Here is a 17,955-nt window from a genome sequence, read left to right on the forward strand (position 1 = left end):
GTGGTCGTTCATCCGCCATTCGAGCGGGTTCCCGACTGTCCGGACTGCCGGACAATGCTCAAGGGCGAAATTCTTCTTGTCCGGGTGAATTTCCCGGGCTAGAAGAAGACTCGTATTTGAAATTGCGCAGCGGGTTTCTGCGTGAGTTCAAATCGATGTCCGCCCTGTTCCAGCGTTGTCAGCCAGCCCCGGAGGTCGGACTAGGACGAAGATTCGCTGCAAGTTTACGCCAACTCGCACTGTTTCCAGCGGTCCTCAGCTGGCTGCTTTTGAACTTAAGAACTGTCGTATTTCAATCAGCGTTAGTGCGGAGAAAACGCGAAAGTCTAACAATTTACTAATTTATTTATATTAAACGTCACAATTTCTTTATACCATGATATAGTCAACATTAGTTAAAGACCACGTGAATCCAAAGGGGGGACCAGCCATGAACGAACTTATCACCAAGCTTTATCAACTTGCACTTTCCAGTCATATTGTCAGTACGTTGCTGGAACCCGTGCATATCGTTATTTTAGCGCTACCCATCATGACGCTGTTACTAGCCATGATTATTCTGACCGTCCAACTGCGGACCCGACAAACCTTGAGTGAACGTAACCTGATCAGTACTTATTCATTTATTTGGTATTTGGCTGCGGCTTACTTGCTCATTATTCTGCCACTACCGACCCGTTCATCCGTGGCGAGCCTGACAACTGCGACCTATAATTTACAACCTTTCTATTTTCTCTCACAGTTGAAAGCACTCACGCCGTTTGAACTCGGAGACCCCAGTACGTGGTTAGCGGCGTTTAAATCCGATACGTTCTTCCAACCATTCTTCAACATTCTCTTATTTATGCCGATTGGCGCTTACTTAAAATGGCGCCATCGTTGGCCACTCTGGTTGATTACGCTGACGAGTTTCGCCATCTCGCTATTCTTTGAAACGACTCAGTTAACTGGACTCTATGGCTATTATTCGCGGGCATACCGCATGTTTGACGTCGATGACTTAATGATGAATACCCTCGGTGGCATCGTTGGGGCTTGGTGCTTACACCTGATTCCAAATCAGTGGCGTAACCGCGACCACAGCACCCGCCTTCGCTGGCAAGAACATCCCATCAATTGGCGCCGAATCGGTGCACTAGTGATCGACTGGCTCGCAATTGCGGCTTTTGATACCGTCTACTTCGTCCTAGTCAAACATTTCAATTGGCCATTGCCACATGATTTTCGCTGGTTATACGTGGTCGATATCGTCCTGTTCTTCCTCCTGCCCGCCTGGTGTTGGCAAGGTAAGACGCTGGGCGGACGACTACTCGACAGCCAAATCGTGACCACGGATGGCAAACGTGCCAGTCTCTGGCAACTGCTGATCCATTACGGTGGTCTCTACTTGATTGGATTGCCGCTCCTGTTCTTAGATTTGTGGCTGTTCAATCGTTTGGGCAACGTTCCGAGTGCGACGCTCAACCGGTTAGATGTCTACCTAGTCCTCGTGTCAGTCATTTTACTGGTCGTCAGTTATGACTTATTGCTAGCACTCTTCAGTCGCAGTCATCAGTTATGGTGTGAAAAGTTAAGTCGAACAACTGTCCATTAAGACGGTCTCATTGAAACTTCTTTTGCGTTGGCTCGCAACTCATGTTAAATTGAAGATATATCAAAATGCTGGAAGTAAAAACAATGATAAAAGTCCATGAACTAAGCGACGATTTTCGCTGGGTCGCTGTTAATAATTATACTGAAAACGACTATCACCAACTCGTGACTGACGAACACGTTACCGACGAAATGTTAGGTTACGCAACCGACCAACACGAACGTGGCCGGTTGGAATATGACGCCAAGAGCGCCATCACGACGATTATTTTTGACGTGGTCACAGAAGACGCCGAGGAAGGGACTTACACCGCCCAGGTCAGCTTCATGTTGATTGACCACACGCTACTGACTTTCACGACCGACAATACCATTTTTGTTGAAGACATGTTAGCCGACGAAATCGACGCCGACTGGGAAGACGTGTTGCATCCGTACGACCATATTTTTAACGTCTTGTACAAACTCTCACGGCAGTACTTTTCGGCCATCAATAAAATCAACAAGCAACGGCAGGACATTCAATTAAAAATGAAAAAGCAGATTCAACGTTCGGTCATTATTCAACTGATGGACTTAGAAACGACTTTAGTTTATTTTCTCACGTCCCTCAAGAGCAATAACGACATGTTACAATCGCTGAAACGGTTTGTGCCCGTCAAATTCTCGGCTGCCCAGTTAGAGCGACTCGATGATATTATCGTCGAAGCACAACAAGGGCTAGAAATGGCCAATATCGCTTCAGACATCATCGGCCGGGTGTCCAATGCCTACTCGAACATTCTCGATAATAGCTTGAACAACACGATGTGGGTCCTAACGATTTTCTCGATTGTCTTAACGATGCCCAACATTGTCTTCGGCTTTTTCGGACAAAACGTCGACCTGCCATTCATGAAGAATCCGTTTGGCTGGGAAATCACCGTGGTCATTGCCGTGGCCCTGTGCGCCCTCACTATTTGGTTGTTGCGCCGGAACTCATTTCGCAAATAAAGGAGCCTTTAAGTTATGCCAATTCGTCCTAAAGTGACTGATACAACCGCCTACATCAATCAGGCGGCCGAAGCGGCCCAACCGATTCTGACCACCCTCGTGCAGCTCATTACCACTGAGCTGCCAGATTTTGAAGCGAAAATCAAATGGAACTTGCCATTCTATCAACGTGATAAGCAATATGTGAGCATCGCTGCCTACAAAGCCCATGTCAGTCTAAGTATTTCCGCTGATTTGGATGAAGCCACGCTAGCCGCAGCTAAGGCCGCTGGTTATCCAACCGGGCAAAAGCGCCTGAACCTGCCGCTGACACAACCGGTACCGACAGCGTTAGTCCAACAAGTGTTACAGTTGATTGCTTGAGTTTTCTTTCGCTGGCCTAAAGCGCAACAACTCCTCATCTCGTTATTATCGCGGTCAAACAAGCCAGCTTGAGCTCGTTTGACAGTGACTCTGCCATTTAATCGAGATGGTCCGTTTTTAAACAAACCGAATTTGTCACCATAACGTGATGTCACTCAAACAGCATCATTAAACCGCAAAAACGCGCCGCTCAAAAATAGAGCTGGCGCGTTTTTAGTTAATTTCTCATTTTCAGCGAATTACCGGCGCCGTAACCGGTAGTCCTTGACGTTGGCAAAACGGGCGAGTTCCTCAAGCTGACCAGTCGCTTTCAGATGTCGGTCATATTCTTGATCTAAATCGGGCTGCACTTCATTCGTACCGGGGACAAAGTGTATGTCTTCATGCCCCGCTTCCGTTGCAGTCTGATAGTACCATTCCTTGAACTTCAGGTAACTCATCGTATCTTGTAAATCAGTAATCTGTTGCTGCAACGCTTGTTCGTGCGTCTTCAATAGCTGATAGCGATCCGACAAGGTTTCGTCACCCTTTAGTCGCAGTTCAATGAAGGTGGCGATCTCCGCAACCGGCACCCCAGCGTTTTTTAGACAAACAATCGTCCGCATCAGGTGTACGTCGTTGTCGGTAAAAATTCGCCGACCAATCGAGTTCCGCTGGACAAAGGGTAATAATCCCGATTTGTCATAGTACCGAATGGTATCGATCGACACCCCTAATTGATCTGCAACTTGTCCAATTGAATAAGCCATCTCGTCCACTCCTCCCAATTCGTTTTCCAACTAGTGTACCGTGACTAGTCATCCGTTGACAATGAAAGGTCCTCGCGTGACTTGATTTCGGACACTAAGCCTTCCAGATTCTGCAAGCCACCATGATAAGCAAAGTCGCCCAATGGCAAGTGTGCTGGAATCTCACTGGCATTGGCTTGGTCAAAAATCACTTGGGCGATACGCTTGGGGTCACCAGGCGCTTGCGTTACCGAATCGGATACGTTGGCAACCGAATCACTAAATGCCGCATAATCCTTGATCGCTGGCACCACTTTTCGTGAGGAACGTCCAGACCACTGCGTCCGCGCACCACTCGGTTCGACCGCCATCACCTTGATGCCCAAATCAGCAACTTCTTGACGTAACGTATCACTGTAACCTTCAACGGCATACTTCGTGGCACTGTAATACCCCATCGTCGGTAAGGTTGTCAGGGCTAATGCTGACGATAAGTTGATGATAACGCCAGCGCGTTGGGCACGCATCGTTGGCAATACGGCTTTCGTCATATTCGCTAATCCAATCACGTTGACATCGAACATATAGCGAAACTGGTCCATATCACTTTCCTCAATCGTCGCAAAATAACCCAAGCCGGCATTGTTGACTAACACGTCTATGGTTTCAAACCGTTCGAGCGCTTTAGCAACGCCCGCTTTGATCTGCGCTTCATCGGTCACATCGATGATGACTTTTTCAATGCGCGCTGCATCGAATTCATCCAAATAAGCCAAATCTTCTAAGTGACGCGCAGCCGCAACTAAGTTAGTATCCTGATTTTTAGCCACAACGGTTGCGAGTTCCTTACCAAAACCACTCGATGTTCCTGTAATAAACCATGTTTTTGCCATTTTACTAAACACTCCTATTCTGATTTCATTAACGGACAATTAATACCTTATTTCTTAGCAGCGCGGACTAATCCATCCAACCAGCTTTGATGCCCATTTAACATTGGATTAGGCGTTTGTGCGGCCAAATCTTGCGCTGGTTTACCAATCTGTGATTCCTGGGTCAGTAACCGAATCCGACCATCAGCCAATTTTTCAATTAAAAAGGCGTGATAAACATCAAACTGCGTGTCGGCATCGCCATTTTGCCAGCCATGCCAAGCCAGCCGGGCCGTCTTACCATCCGTTGGTTCAACTAATTCCATCACTTGTGCATCGATTGGAAAGCCAAACGTATCAAAACGAAAATGTTCTGCAAACTTCAACTTGGAACTAGTCTGGTCGTCCAAAACGATATTGGCGGCGTTGTCATAGTATGTGGTCCATTTTGCCGTATCCACGAGGTTCTCCCAGACCGCATCCAGGGTAATGCCATCCGCAATGACCTCATTTGAAACAAAATTATCCGTATGACCTGGTAAATATTCAGTTGACCAATTAATTGATTGCATCTGCAATTCCTCCACTTGATTAAGTATTTAGTTGGGCGCGTCGGTCATGTATCGTTGATCTGAATCGACAATCGCCGACCAGCACGCCAAATTCTCAAGTCAACAGCGCCGTTCAGGCTGTCAGGTCGCCTTTTGAACACGTCTGATTAACTTTGAATAAACCAAGCTTATATGCTGGAGCTGACTCCAGGACAAGGATAATGTTTGCGAATTGAGACTAGCTTAACGATTTCTTAACACCCATTCTGTGTATCATGCTTGTTTATTTGTCATGAATCATGATTGAATCAAGCTGTTTTCCAAGTTCAAAAGCTGCCAGCTGAAAACCCGCTGGAAACAGTGCGAGTTACCGTAAACTTGCTGTGGTGGATGCTTCCTAGTCCGGCTTCCAGGCATTTCTGACAACGCTGGAACGCGATGGACACAGATTTAAGCCGAAAGCCCGCGTCTTAAATACTGGTCTTCCACGTTAGTTGCAGTATGGATGAAACGTGTTCGGGTCAGACTGGGACTTCCGGTTAGCTACGCCAGAACGCCAAGCGGAAGTTCGCCGCTTAACGCTCTAGCTAGGCTAATCCTCAGTCCCAACCCGTCTGAACCTCACACTCTAAGAGCCGCTGAGCATTGTCAGAAACACCTTCCGGCCTGGATGGTATTCGAAAGGCGGACATGTGTGGACCCAACTTTTTTGGTGAACTGTTCGTTGATTCTTAGAAACCAGTTATTTTGGTATTTAACTGTAAGACTTGTTTCTAACAATCGCTAAGTCAGCATACTCATGTTTTGCTTTCGGAGTCAGTAATATTACAGAACAAGGGTCGCATCCTTTTTAGCTGCCTGAAATGAAAAGAGTCCCGGATGTTCAAAGAATGGAAATTAGCGAATAACACTTAGACAAGCGCCTCAGTAAAAAAATGCTATAACTCACCATCGATAACGATTCAGAAAAGTATTCCTGAAGTACCAGTCGCATAATATTCAGTGGCCAGTTGCACCAAGATAGGTGGCCGTTCATCTGCCATTCGAGCGGCTTCCCGACTGGAGGGGCTGGCTGACAATGCTCAAGGGCGAAATTCTTCTTGTCCGGGTGGGGTTCCCGGGCTAGAAGAAGACTCGTATTTGAAATTGCGCAGCGGGTTTCTGCGTGAGTTCAAATCGATGTCCGCCCTGTTCCAGCGTTGTCAGCCGGCCCCGGAAGTCGGACTAGGACGAACAACGCTGACGAACAGTAATCCAAACTGGCACGTTTTAATCATCTTTAATGCTAAAGAATAACTAGCACAATGCGTCATTACCAGTAAACGCGTCATACCGGTGCACCGCCCATAACGAGTGCTGGTATGACGCGTTCTATTTTAAGCAGGTATTACTCGAACTGACTCTGATACAGCTGTGCATAGAACCCCTTTGCGGCCAGGAGTTGTTGGTGCGTGCCCCGTTCAATGACGCGACCATCATTAATGACTAAAATCTGGTCGGCCGATTGAATCGTGGATAAGCGGTGGGCAATCACGAAGCTGGTCTTATCACGCATCAGTGCAGCCATTGCCGCCTGTACGTCCGCTTCGGTCTGGCTATCAATGGACGCCGTCGCTTCATCCAGTACCAGGACGGGTGCTTCCGTGATGAAGGCTCGTGCAATACTGAGGAGTTGGCGTTGGCCTTGTGAGAGCTGACTCGCGTTTTCACTGAGGATCGTCTCGTAGCCATCCGGCAGTTGGCGAATAAACGGGTCGGCGTGGGCACGCTGGGCCGCCTGTACGACTTCAGCGTCACTCGCGTCAGGACGTCCCAGACGAATGTTTTCGCGAATCGACATCGTGAATAAGAACGACTCCTGTTGTACGACGGTAACCTGGCGACGCAAATCTGCGCGGCGAATCGTCGTAACGTCTTGCCCATCTAGCAAGACCCGCCCCGCTTTTAAGGGGTACAGATTCGTTAACAGGTTCATGATCGTCGTTTTACCAGCGCCAGTCGGCCCAACTAAGGCGACGACTTCGCCTGGGTTAGCGACCAAGTTAACATCCTTCAAAATCGGGCGTTCATCATAAGCGAATGAAACGTGGTCAAACGTCACGTGACCGGTTGCCTGTGGTAATGCCACGGCACCAGGTCGATCCTGTTCTTGCGGTTCATCAATCAATTCGAAGACCCGCTCGGCACTTGCCAGTGATAATTGCAAAGTGTTAATCAAGTTCAGCACGTTGTTGATTGGACCCGTAAAATTCCGTAAATAAATCAGAAACGTGAAAATGATGCCGACCGTGATGTGTCCATAGCCGCCAATAATCGATAAAGCGCCAATCGCAGTAATCAATAAGTAGGCGATATTATTGGTCATGTTGTTGAACGGCCCAATGACTGACGACAAAGCCTGGGCACGAAATGCGGCACGGGTATAAGTCGCGTTAACTTGGTCAAACGTCTGCATAGTCGCTTCAGTATGGTCAAAGAGTTGCACGAGTTGTTTGCCAGAAACCGACTCCTCGATTTGGGTGTTCAGCGACCCTAAGGCTTGTTGCTGGGTCATGAACGCTCGTTGGGTCAACTTGGCGATTCCTTTTGAGAAGAAATAGGTGGCGACCGTACTCAACAGCGCAATCAGCGTCAAGAGCGGCGATAAAATCAGCATCGCGATGCCCATCCCAATCACACTGATAATCCCAGTAAAGAGTTGCACGAACGTTTCCATCAAGGCCGTATTGATGTTATCAACATCATTGGTCAGCCGACTCATCACGTCCCCATTATCGTGACGGTCAAAGTAGCGCATCGGTAACCGTTGCAGATTGGTAAACACATCTTGCCGAATCTGGGCACTCGTTCGTTGCGCGACCTTAATAATCACGGAATTTTGAAAGTAAGTAAAGACACTGCTGATCAGGTACATGGCGATCAAGCCAGCACAAACCAACATGAGGGCGCGTAGACGATTTTTACTAATATATTGGTCGATCACGATCCCATTGACCCGGTTACCAATAATCGTGGCTGCGGTGGTCACAATCGTGAAGAGGAAGACCAGGAACAACCGGCCCTTGAAGGCGGCTAGATACTGCCACATCCGCGTCAACGTTGCACGCCAGTTAGTCAACTGGACTTTTTCTGGATGAATGTTTCGTGGTCCGCGTCTATGCATTTGCATCTGGCGCACCTCCTAACTGGGTCGTGACTAATTGCCGATAAAATGGCGACTGCTGCATCAGTTCGGCGTGCGTGCCAATGGCTTCCAAACGGCCATTATTGAGCACGAGAATCTGATCACAGTCGATAACATTGGTGACCCGCTGCGAAATAATCAGGGTTGTCTTGTCCGCTCGTTGTTCACGCAACCGGGACTTGATGGCCGCGTTGGTCGTCTGGTCAACCGCACTGGTGGCATCGTCTAGAACTAAAATGTCAGTCGTTGGGACAATTGCCCGTGCAAGATTCAGTCGCTGCCGTTGGCCACCAGAAAAGTTTTTACCAGCCTGCTCAACCGGCGCGTCATACTTAGCCGGCAATTGTGCGATAAATGGTTGCGCATCCGCAATCGCCGTCGCATTGGTTAACTCGGCATCCGTGGCATCAGGGCGGCCATAAGTCAGATTACTACGGACGGTGCCTGAGAACAGTAATGAGTCCTGGAGCGCGACAGCCACGGCGGCGTGTACAGTCGAGAGCGCCATCTGCTGGATATCCACCCCGCCGATTTTGATCGTGCCGTGGTAATCATCAAAACAACGCGTCAATAAGTTGATCAACGTACTTTTTCCGGCCCCCGTTGCGCCAATAACACCTAACCACTGGCCATCTGGGACGGTAAACGAGACATGGTCCAAAATCGGCCGACTCTGTTGATAGCCAAAAGACACCTGGTCGAATTCGATTTGGCTGCCATGCGGTTTCACATCAGCCACTGCGGCCACTTGGGCAGGTGCAACCTGAAAGGCAGCCATATCTAGCACTGCCTGAACCCGCGTCGCACTGGTAATCGCCCGTGAGAACGCTGTGATGATGTTGACCGTCTGAATCATGGCACTCGTGATTTGAATCATGTAGTTGACGAACGCTATAATTTGGCCATTACTGATCGTATTGCTGATTGCCAATTGTCCGCCATAGCCGAGCGCAACGACCACCCCAAGATTCAGCATCAACTGAATGACTGGTGATAAGAGTACCGTTGCCATCGCCGCAGTTTGACTGGTCTGTTGGAGATGTTGGTTGCTGGTCGTGAAATCAGCGTGTTGATGGTCTTCCAGAACGTACGATTTGATAGTCTTGGCTCCTTGCAGATTTTCACGCATGATTTGGTTGATATGATCAACGGACTGTTGCATCGCCGTATACTTAGGCACGCTCAAGCGCACGATGACCAACAAAAATACCACCAGAATCGGCATGACCACGAACAAAATTGGGGCTAAGTCTGGACATACGATAATCGACATGACGACCCCACCGATCAATAGCATTGGTGAACGAACTAACCCCCGCGTGACCATCATGACTAAATTCTGCATCTGGGTCACATCGTTTGTAATCCGCGTAATCAGTGTGGCGGGTGGTAAGGAGCCCGCTTGACGGTCGTTTAAGGCCACCGTCAACAGATGACTCCGCAGTGCTTCCCCCATTTTTAATGAAGCGTAGCTACCGAGTGCCCCACACGCACCGCCAAAAATCAAACCCAGGACGGCGAATAGGAGCATCAATCCCGCGTGACTGATGACAAAATTCAAGTCCCCCTTCGATAAGCCTTGGTCAATGATTTCTGACATCAAGGTTGGTTGTTGCAAGTCGCAAAAGACTTCCCCCAACATGATCAGCGGTGCTAAGAAAAACGCCCAGCGCGCGCGACCGTGGATATGTTGCATCACAATGTGGAACACAAACCATCACTTCCTCGAAAAAAAGGGTCACGGATGCCCGACGCCTAATTAGGATTCGGATTCCGTGACACATTTTAAATTATTACGTTACTATCTTAGGCTAAAAGTGTGCGCTCGGCAACCATTGGCCTCGGAAACGATTGCATTACCGTTGAGTTGCGGTGCAATCGCTTTTTAAACGCGCTAATTTTGTGAAGATTTCGTGAACAGTTTGAGATGTTTTATCAATTGAGGTCTCACACAATGCTAATAAACATCAAACCACGCGTTGTTCTGGTTATTATTAGCATTATAGATGTTTGAAGAGCGTCAGTTTCTAAGTTCAAAAACAACCGGCTTAGGAAGATAAGTGACCGTAAATGCGCAGTGATAAGCAAGCCCACCTACACCGGCTTCCAGGCATTCTTGGCAATGGTCGGAATGTGGTTGACAGATTTAAGCCGGCAATCTACGTCTAAAACCGTGATTATTTCCAGAATTTCCACATACCATTTTTTGAACGCTCAATCGTTTTGTGATTCATCCTTGCTGAGTGCAAAGAGCCACCTAATAGCCTATCTTACTGAGCCATTGGTCAACTTCTTTCTGAGAATTTTCAGCCTGTTCACCTTCAATACCAATTCCTTCCAACACATTAGCATCTGGATATTGCTTCTCAACTTGATTTTGTGCACTCCCCATCCCAGAGCCTTTATGAGTTGTGAACGGCACAACGTTTTTACCGTTGAGATCCACAGCATCCATAAATGTGCGGACAATCATTGGATACTCGCTCCACCACACTGGTGCACCGAGAAACACAGTATCGTATTTTTTGACATTCGGTAATTTGTTTTTGATTTTCGGACGTGCATCATCGGTTTGTTCCTGCTGTGCACGATCTGCAGTGGCCTTAAAAGATTTTGGATATGGATTGGCAGCCTTGATTTCATATTCATCCGCACCAGTTCGCTGCTGGATAAAATCAGCAACCACCTTAGTATGTCCGATTTTCAATGGTCCATCCGAAACGCCTTTTTTCCGCGAAAAATAGACAATTAAAACTTTTCCATTCTTTTTGGGCCTTTGTTTTGATTTTCCCTGATTAGTCCGGGACACCTGCGATATCCTAGCAGAATCTTTTGATTGCGTCCGCTGAAAGACATTATAACCGACTAGCACAGCGACTACGGCTACGATTGCAATGACAAAAACAACAATTCTTTTCCTCATAACTTGTAACTCCTTCCTAACCATAAGCAATTGACTTGATCCAGATTTTACAGGTTAGCCTCCAGACAAAGGCAACCATTTTATTCGATTTCCGCTATCAACTGGCGAAAATCGAATCAGTATAGAATTGTTTCATTCCTAGCGCCCACCCCCGCTATTGTTTAAACAGCAAAGGCAAAGCGTTATACGATTGATTCGTAAAAGATTGTTCATCGTGCCCACCATGCTGGTCTTCACGGTACCATAAATTATCTTTTGTAAAAACTGACTGCCGCCACAACGATTTAATTGCGGGCTTCATCGCATACTTGGTACTATCTGCACCACCAACTGAGGCCGCAATAAAGAAATCATCTTGATTAAGCCCTGCTGACTTCACAGACTTAGCCATGACTGCAGCATCACTGGCATTTGGCCCTGACATCGGCATAAAGTATCTAAAAAATTTCAAATCATATTGAAAAACAAACCACGTCGTTGCACTTCCCATTGAAAAGCCGGCAAATGCTTGATGATTGCGGGCTTGTTGCAATTGTGATGGCTGTGTGCCAGTCGCATAAGTATGAAACTGACTGGCAATCACTGGCATCAGGTCGTTGGTTAATTCCTGCGTCGCAAATCGCCGATTCAACGGGAGGTCATCGTCCCAATCCGATGTTATCCTTGTCCGGTCCTGATAATAGGTCGGCGCCACAACTATGAGTGGCTTAATTCGCTTTTCAGCAATCGCGTGATCAATCATCAATTTCCATCTTGTCATTTGATTGGTACCAGTTTCGCCTAAAAAATCCGAAGCGGACATGTTCCAACCGTGCATAAGATATAAGACATCGTATGGCTTTTGACGATCCTGTCGATAATCTGCCGGCAAGTAAACGAGTGCCTGCTTCGAATACTGAACATGTTGTTGTGTCGTCTGATAAGTCACTTTTTTCACTGAACCGCGTTGATCACGAGAGGCTTGTTGCAAATATCGCTTGGGTGGTACAACCATTCGTTTTTCAGATTGTGCCAGTGTATGACCTTTATTAACCGACTGTTTTTCAAACTGAGCTTGCTGGGTATATCTCATGTAGCAAACGCCTCCTCCAATCAAAATAATGAGTACGACTATGACTTGAAATAAGCGGATACGCATTAAGGTTCACTCCCATCCATTCAGATCAATACGGGCTACATCGTCAATCGTTCATCTGTTAGCCGGCTTCGACCCACACCCAACGCAACAAATGTTTTTTCAATCTGTAACACGCCACTGGCATTTCCAACAACCACAAATCGTCCAGACTGAATTTCTTTCTTAGATAGCAGCCTCTGAAGGTCCTTGGGCTCAAATCGATGAACGTGCCAATTCAATTTTATTTGGGGATGACGAGCCAATAACGTCTCGAATTGTTGATCAAATATTTGCGCATCTCCCGGACGCACGGTCCACAATAAATGAACTGGGCGTACCGAAGCATAGGCGTCGGCTAAACTAAGTAATGGGGCTAATCCGGTTCCCATACCATACAGAATTAGCGGCTGCTGAGGGGCATCGTGAGAAAGGATTTTGTCAAAGCGACCAAATGGCCCCTCAAGGCGAACCGGGTCACCTGGAGAAGCTAAGCCTAAGTTCTCCGTAAAATCACCGCTTGTTTGGATGGTAAAAACAACTGTGTGGGCTTTATTAGGCACGGTAGTCACAGAGAACGGATGGGCTTCTTTGCTCAGCCCTCTGACAGCAGGAAAACTCAGAAAGTAAAAATCACCTGGACGAAACATGTTGACTGCCCCTGTTAATTCAACCGTCAACTGACGAACACGAGCATTAATCATTTGATTTGCAATCAGTTTTCCCTTGCGACTTTCTGAAGCGGAAGCGACGAACTTGTACCAAGCGTATAGGCCTAGTGCCACCACAGTATATAAATCAAATATCAGGATAAATGGATGCAAGGCATTAACGCGCGGAATAACGTGAACATGAAGCCAAATCAAACCAATCATCACGAAATTCAACCGGTGAATCCATACCGATAACTGATGCTTAAAGAAAAATTGCAGCTTATTCTTGAGTCGCTGTACTGGCACTAATCGATCGACAATCCACCCCGACATGAAAAACATTGCGTATAGAATGCCAAAAATAGCCAAATACCATGCCCACCTACCCGTGATGCGAATAATATCATGCATCGTAAATGCAAGCTGAACATGAACTGTTGCTAGAATTAGTGCGAGTACTCCGACCAGGCCATGAACAAAATACATCGCCGGCAGTCCAATAAGTCGGTCTAGCCAACGCGGTCGAACAGACAATGCAACAATCGTTAACCACCACGTATAGGCGACTGCTCCTGCATCATAAATTAATAAATTTCGACTAGTATCTAACAGTTGCACATCAAGTGACCATATCAGCGGAAGCGGAATGACAATTAAAATAACTAGCCAGACCGCATACAGTGCAACAGGGTATCGTTTGAGCATCAATTTTCCTCCAATCATTGCGGCCATTGTGTTAGCAGCACCATATCAATGGAAATGATAATCACCTCGTCATAAGCAAATTAAGTCTCACTTAAGTCAGATCTGATGCTGCATTCTTACATTGACACGCAGTCATTACGATGCATGAGCCATCGTAACTGAGACAAATAATGTGTCTAACGATATACCTTGATGTGAACTCCAAGGCAAGTCTAATTTTTTATTTTCGACAGCTGACAGACGATTTGTCAGACAATGAATGCTACTTATTTTGTTTTGCAAGCAACATACTTTATTTTCTGATTTGACTTGCCGTGCTCTCAGTGAGCCTTAGCCCTATTCATTGGCACTGCAAGTAGATCTCCTACACTTCCACTCAAAATCAGAAGATCAATTCAAATCGAAAAATTAGATTAGAATTAAAAATAGACGATTAATTATAACTGTATTATAATTAATCAACCCATCTTTTCCAGTACACCAGGTCACACTAATCTAGTTCCGATTTTCACCTAGGCAATTTAGTCAAATTTTCTAATTCGCTTCACCATCGGTAATATGCTGAAATCACATTTCAAAAGGACGCTGATACATATATGAAAAATCTCATCACGAACAAGGCCAATCTCACCATCACCGGCGCTAACCTGGCAGAGACGCTCGGCATCAGTATTTTCAACATCATCTTACTGACCTATGCCAAAAGCTTCCAACATCCAACTGCCCTGGTCTCAATCGTCTCACTGGGGTCGATTGTCCCTGGCATGTTGGCAGTCATCATCGGCCGGTTCGCAGACTACTCTCTGAACAAGAGTCGGTTTCTCATCGGGGCGAAGTTCGTTCAGGCCGCGCTTTACGTGTTGCTCGGCTTAATCATTACCCGCCGAACCTTCATTTTATTTCTGGTCGTGGTTCTCATTAACATCGTCTCAGATTGCCTGGGCATCTACAGTTCGAGTCTCCGCCTGCCAATTCTGAAAGAAAAAATTCCGGATGAGCGTCGCCAGCAAGTATTAGGGTTAAATCAAAGTGTGACTACCCTACTACAGCCAGTTGGACAGTCGCTGGGAATCACCATCATTGCCGCAACGCATGACTACGCGCTCGCAGGCTATATCAATGCCCTGACATTCTTAGTCGCTGCCGGCATTTTGATGATTGGTCACCGGACGATTGACGTCCGAATTTCCGCCCACCCGCAAAAACGACGCGCCTCAGATCTGCGTCACCAGGTCATCACGATTCTGCAACACTCCTCTGGGATGAATATTATTAGCCTGCTGACCTCGGTTATCATCGTAAACGGGGTGGCGGCCAGCATCGACGCGCTGATCAACTTATTCATTCTCAACCATCCGCATCTGACGGCCTTGCCATTCAGTATTGAAATTTTGCTGGTCAATATCGGCTTCATTGCTGGTTCGGTCATCGGTAGTCTCGCCAAGTCTCAATTTCTGGATCATTTATCCTACAGAACCATCATGGTCACCACGACGGCTACGGTTTTAGTGCTGTTCATTAATTTTATCGTGGGCCAGAATTATTGGCTCTTACTTGCTGGGATGTGTTTCTCCGCCTTTTGCCTGGGACAGTTGAATCCTAAACTGACGGCACAAATCATTGCCACCACTGACCAAACGATGATTGGTACGGTAACGGGGGCGTTGAGCTCACTCGTCACGATTGCCGTGCCACTTGGCAGTATCGGCCTGGTCTTACTCTATAACGTCGTTGCCCCCAACGCAGCTTATCTCACCGGCATCTGCTTTCTGCTAATCGGCATCGGCGCGCTATTCGTCAAGCAGCCGCAAGCGGATGATCTCGCTAGTTAAGGAAGGTGGCTGGGAGCCGAAAACAGCTGACACGATTTTTTACTTCACGCATCTGAATAATCAAAAACGACGGTTCAAACTTGGCATACAATGTACGCCTGGTTTGGACCGTCGTTTTGGAACTGATTTAGCATCGTTTGGGAGAAGGTCAGTGGTGATTGATAGTGAGACTTGTTTTTTCTGTAAACTGCCGCACCACGCTCAATAACCGGTACCTTGAGGAAGTCGCCGCGTCACAGCTAGCTTCGTCTGTATGGGAGCCGTAAACCTATTTTTCATCCTAATACACTCATGTAAGTCTTGATTTTCGCATCAACTTTTAAGCTTTTCGCATATTTCATTAATCGATTGAGATCCTTTTCAGGTCGTTGTACATATCCTTGCATTGCTTGACGAACAACTTCATCCTGAGCAACATGCGGTGGCCGAATAATGTCACACAAAGTCCGCTCAATATCATAGACTCGGACCTGATTGCCATAAGGCGTTTCGATAGTTGTAATTCCCATACCGTAAAGCGCATCAATTTGCCGATACGGTTTAATTCTTAATTCATCAAAATAATTTGACTTATATCCTTTTGGAAAAGTCATTTCCATAAAATTGGGCGTTCGATCAGTCATATTATACAGATACAACGCCGTTTCTTTGCAAAAGATGCCTCTACTCAAGCGTAGTTGTGCGATTAAAAACTCGTCTTCAAACGACATCGGGTCTGCGTATATTCCTGGCCCAACTCGTTCAATTAATTCCTGTTCAACCATTCGGCTTAATAATGGCGCCACAATTCCTTCTGAGATTGCCTGACGTCTTGTGAATGTTCCGTTGTATTTACGCAATAAGACTTTTGCCTGGTTATATAAAGTCATGCACTCACCCCCAAATGTTCCATTTACACATTACTTTACCACAAACTAATGTGTAAATGGAACAATTATGCGCCCACAAGCTGGAGATGTAAATACTCGACATTCTCCAACAAAATCAATCGTACCTAAAAACGACCTCCCAATCTTAATTGAGAAGTCGTTTTATAATTCGAGCCAATCAAGTCATGACTCATCTGAGACTATTGCACGTGCAATAAGCCCATCTTATCCATCGTTTCCGCAATCTGAACTGAGTTCCAGGCAGCCCCTTTTAAGAGGTTGTCAGAAACGTTCCACATATGGAAAGCTTGTGGGGTTTCTTGGTCAGGACGAACCCGGCCGACAAACGTGTCCTTGGAACCTTCCGCATTATGTGCTTGTGGATAGATTTGATGATCAGGGTCATCTTGTAAGACCACCCCTGGTGCAGCTGCCAAAGCATCTTGAATGCCCTTGACGGTTGCTTTAGGATCTTCAACTTCGAAGTAAACTGATTCGGAGTGACTAACTGGCACTGGAATCCGCACACAAGTTGCAGTTACTTTGATATCTTTACTGTCCATGTCGCCGCCACACATGATCTTTTTGGTTTCATGGATCATCTTCCATTCTTCATGGGTGTAGCCATCTTCTTCAAACACGTCAATTTGTGGTAACGCGTTGAAGGCAATCGGATAATGCTTCTTGTCGCCCGCAACAGGTAAGATATGGGCTTCCATCTCTTCACCTTTTAAGTAGGCTTCGGTTTCATCATGCAATTCCTTCAAGGCCCGGTTACCGGCACCACCAACGGCTTGGTAAGTTGAAACGATGACCCGCTTCAGTCCAAATGCTTGACGCACTGGTTCCAAAGCAACGACCATTTGGATGGTTGAGCAGTTCGGGTTAGCCACGATTCCATGATGAAGCTTCAATGCTTCAGGGTTAACTTCAGGAACAACCAATGGAATCTTAGGATCCATCCGGAAGGCACTCGTATTGTCAACAACTACGGCACCCCGTTTGACTGCTTCAGGGGCAAATTTCTTAGATACTGAGCCACCCGCTGAGAAGAGGGCTAAATCGATTCCTTCGAATGATTCAGGGACGGTCTCTTCGACAGTTAAGGCTTGACCATTGAACTGTAATTGTTTCCCGGCTGAACGACTTGATGCCAAAAGTTTAACTGAATTGACAGGTAAACTCGTCTGTTCCACCATTTTGATCATCCGCGCGCCAACTGCACCGGTTGCACCGACAATCGCGACGTTATATCCACTCACTATGAAGACCTCGCTTTGATAGTTATTGAAACCTCATTATAGCACGTTTGTAAAAATTAGAAAACAATGAGTTTACGAACCGGCGCAGTTACTTGGTTAATTGCAGCGGCATCACCATTAGTGACCGGACTAACTAATTCTTGTAGGTAGCGTTCCCAATGACGATATAACGCAAATACCGGCCAGTTAGTTTCACTAGGGACTGTCTGAAAACTAAAAATTCAGGTATAATCTGAGGAAAAACGAATCGAGGCATTCCGATGACAACACCTAAACGATACGAACTGGAAGATGCTCAGTGGGACCGAATCAA

At 46.6% G+C, this 17,955-nt stretch carries 14 protein-coding genes; 4 read left to right on the forward strand and 10 right to left on the reverse strand.

All coding sequences use genetic code 11. The annotated features are described in order from the left end of the window. Positions 1-430 precede the first annotated feature (430 nt). From MZO40_RS08505 to MZO40_RS08515, 3 genes are all read left to right on the forward strand, one after another. Positions 431-1,594, forward strand: a complete 1,164-nt coding sequence (locus tag MZO40_RS08505; RefSeq protein WP_252133220.1) for a VanZ family protein — start codon at positions 431-433, stop codon at positions 1,592-1,594. An 83-nt stretch (positions 1,595-1,677) separates the two neighbouring features. After that, on the forward strand, positions 1,678-2,586 hold the full coding sequence (locus MZO40_RS08510; protein WP_050339515.1) for a magnesium transporter CorA family protein: 909 nt from the start codon (positions 1,678-1,680) through the stop codon (positions 2,584-2,586). A 15-nt stretch (positions 2,587-2,601) separates the two neighbouring features. Next, positions 2,602-2,949 carry a DUF1801 domain-containing protein gene (locus MZO40_RS08515; RefSeq protein ID WP_252133221.1) on the forward strand — a complete coding sequence of 116 codons (348 nt, stop codon included), beginning with the start codon at positions 2,602-2,604 and terminating at the stop codon, positions 2,947-2,949. A 239-nt stretch (positions 2,950-3,188) separates the two neighbouring features. Here the strand turns inward: MZO40_RS08515 and MZO40_RS08520 are convergent, their stop codons facing one another. The 8 genes from MZO40_RS08520 to MZO40_RS08555 all read right to left on the reverse strand — a co-directional run bounded on the left by MZO40_RS08520 (position 3,189) and on the right by MZO40_RS08555 (position 13,679). Then, on the reverse strand, positions 3,189-3,698 hold the full coding sequence (locus tag MZO40_RS08520; protein ID WP_105961694.1) for a MerR family transcriptional regulator: 510 nt from the start codon (positions 3,696-3,698) through the stop codon (positions 3,189-3,191). 44 nt (positions 3,699-3,742) lie between these two features. Then, positions 3,743-4,570 (reverse strand): SDR family NAD(P)-dependent oxidoreductase, encoded by an 828-nt coding sequence (locus MZO40_RS08525; protein WP_105961695.1) that lies wholly within the window; start codon positions 4,568-4,570, stop codon positions 3,743-3,745. Positions 4,571-4,617: 47 nt separating this feature from the next. Continuing rightward, complete coding sequence (locus tag MZO40_RS08530) at positions 4,618-5,121, reverse strand: polyketide cyclase (RefSeq protein ID WP_088770977.1); 504 nt, start codon at positions 5,119-5,121, stop codon at positions 4,618-4,620. A 1,366-nt stretch (positions 5,122-6,487) separates the two neighbouring features. Further along, complete coding sequence (locus MZO40_RS08535; protein WP_105961696.1) at positions 6,488-8,269, reverse strand: ABC transporter ATP-binding protein; 1,782 nt, start codon at positions 8,267-8,269, stop codon at positions 6,488-6,490. Beyond that, positions 8,256-9,995 (reverse strand): ABC transporter ATP-binding protein, encoded by a 1,740-nt coding sequence (locus MZO40_RS08540; protein ID WP_252133222.1) that lies wholly within the window; start codon positions 9,993-9,995, stop codon positions 8,256-8,258. Before MZO40_RS08540 ends, MZO40_RS08535 begins: the two co-directional genes overlap by 14 nt. Positions 9,996-10,541: 546 nt before the next feature. Next, a complete protein-coding gene (locus MZO40_RS08545; RefSeq protein ID WP_056952731.1) occupies positions 10,542-11,207 on the reverse strand; it encodes a flavodoxin in 666 nt (221 codons plus the stop codon). A 154-nt stretch (positions 11,208-11,361) separates the two neighbouring features. Further along, positions 11,362-12,279 carry an esterase family protein gene (locus tag MZO40_RS08550; RefSeq protein ID WP_181186582.1) on the reverse strand — a complete coding sequence of 306 codons (918 nt, stop codon included), beginning with the start codon at positions 12,277-12,279 and terminating at the stop codon, positions 11,362-11,364. Between the two features lie 101 nt (positions 12,280-12,380). Further along, positions 12,381-13,679 carry an iron reductase gene (locus MZO40_RS08555; RefSeq protein WP_105961699.1) on the reverse strand — a complete coding sequence of 433 codons (1,299 nt, stop codon included), beginning with the start codon at positions 13,677-13,679 and terminating at the stop codon, positions 12,381-12,383. A gap of 596 nt (positions 13,680-14,275) precedes the next feature. Between MZO40_RS08555 and MZO40_RS08560 the strand changes: the two genes are divergently transcribed. Continuing rightward, complete coding sequence (locus MZO40_RS08560; protein WP_105961700.1) at positions 14,276-15,511, forward strand: MFS transporter; 1,236 nt, start codon at positions 14,276-14,278, stop codon at positions 15,509-15,511. Positions 15,512-15,786: 275 nt separating this feature from the next. On the opposite strand, the gene MZO40_RS08565 is transcribed toward MZO40_RS08560, so the two are convergent. Both MZO40_RS08565 and MZO40_RS08570 read right to left on the reverse strand, forming a co-directional pair. Continuing rightward, positions 15,787-16,380, reverse strand: coding sequence for a type IV toxin-antitoxin system AbiEi family antitoxin domain-containing protein (locus MZO40_RS08565; protein ID WP_105961701.1), 594 nt, complete (start codon positions 16,378-16,380; stop codon positions 15,787-15,789). A gap of 200 nt (positions 16,381-16,580) precedes the next feature. Next, positions 16,581-17,642: an aspartate-semialdehyde dehydrogenase gene (locus MZO40_RS08570; RefSeq protein ID WP_003639329.1), complete on the reverse strand. Its 1,062-nt coding sequence runs from the start codon at positions 17,640-17,642 to the stop codon at positions 16,581-16,583. Between the last annotated feature and the right edge of the window lie 313 nt (positions 17,643-17,955).

Origin of the sequence: Lactiplantibacillus sp. B652 (assembly GCF_023806745.1) — a bacterium.
GTDB lineage: Bacteria > Bacillota > Bacilli > Lactobacillales > Lactobacillaceae > Lactiplantibacillus > Lactiplantibacillus pentosus.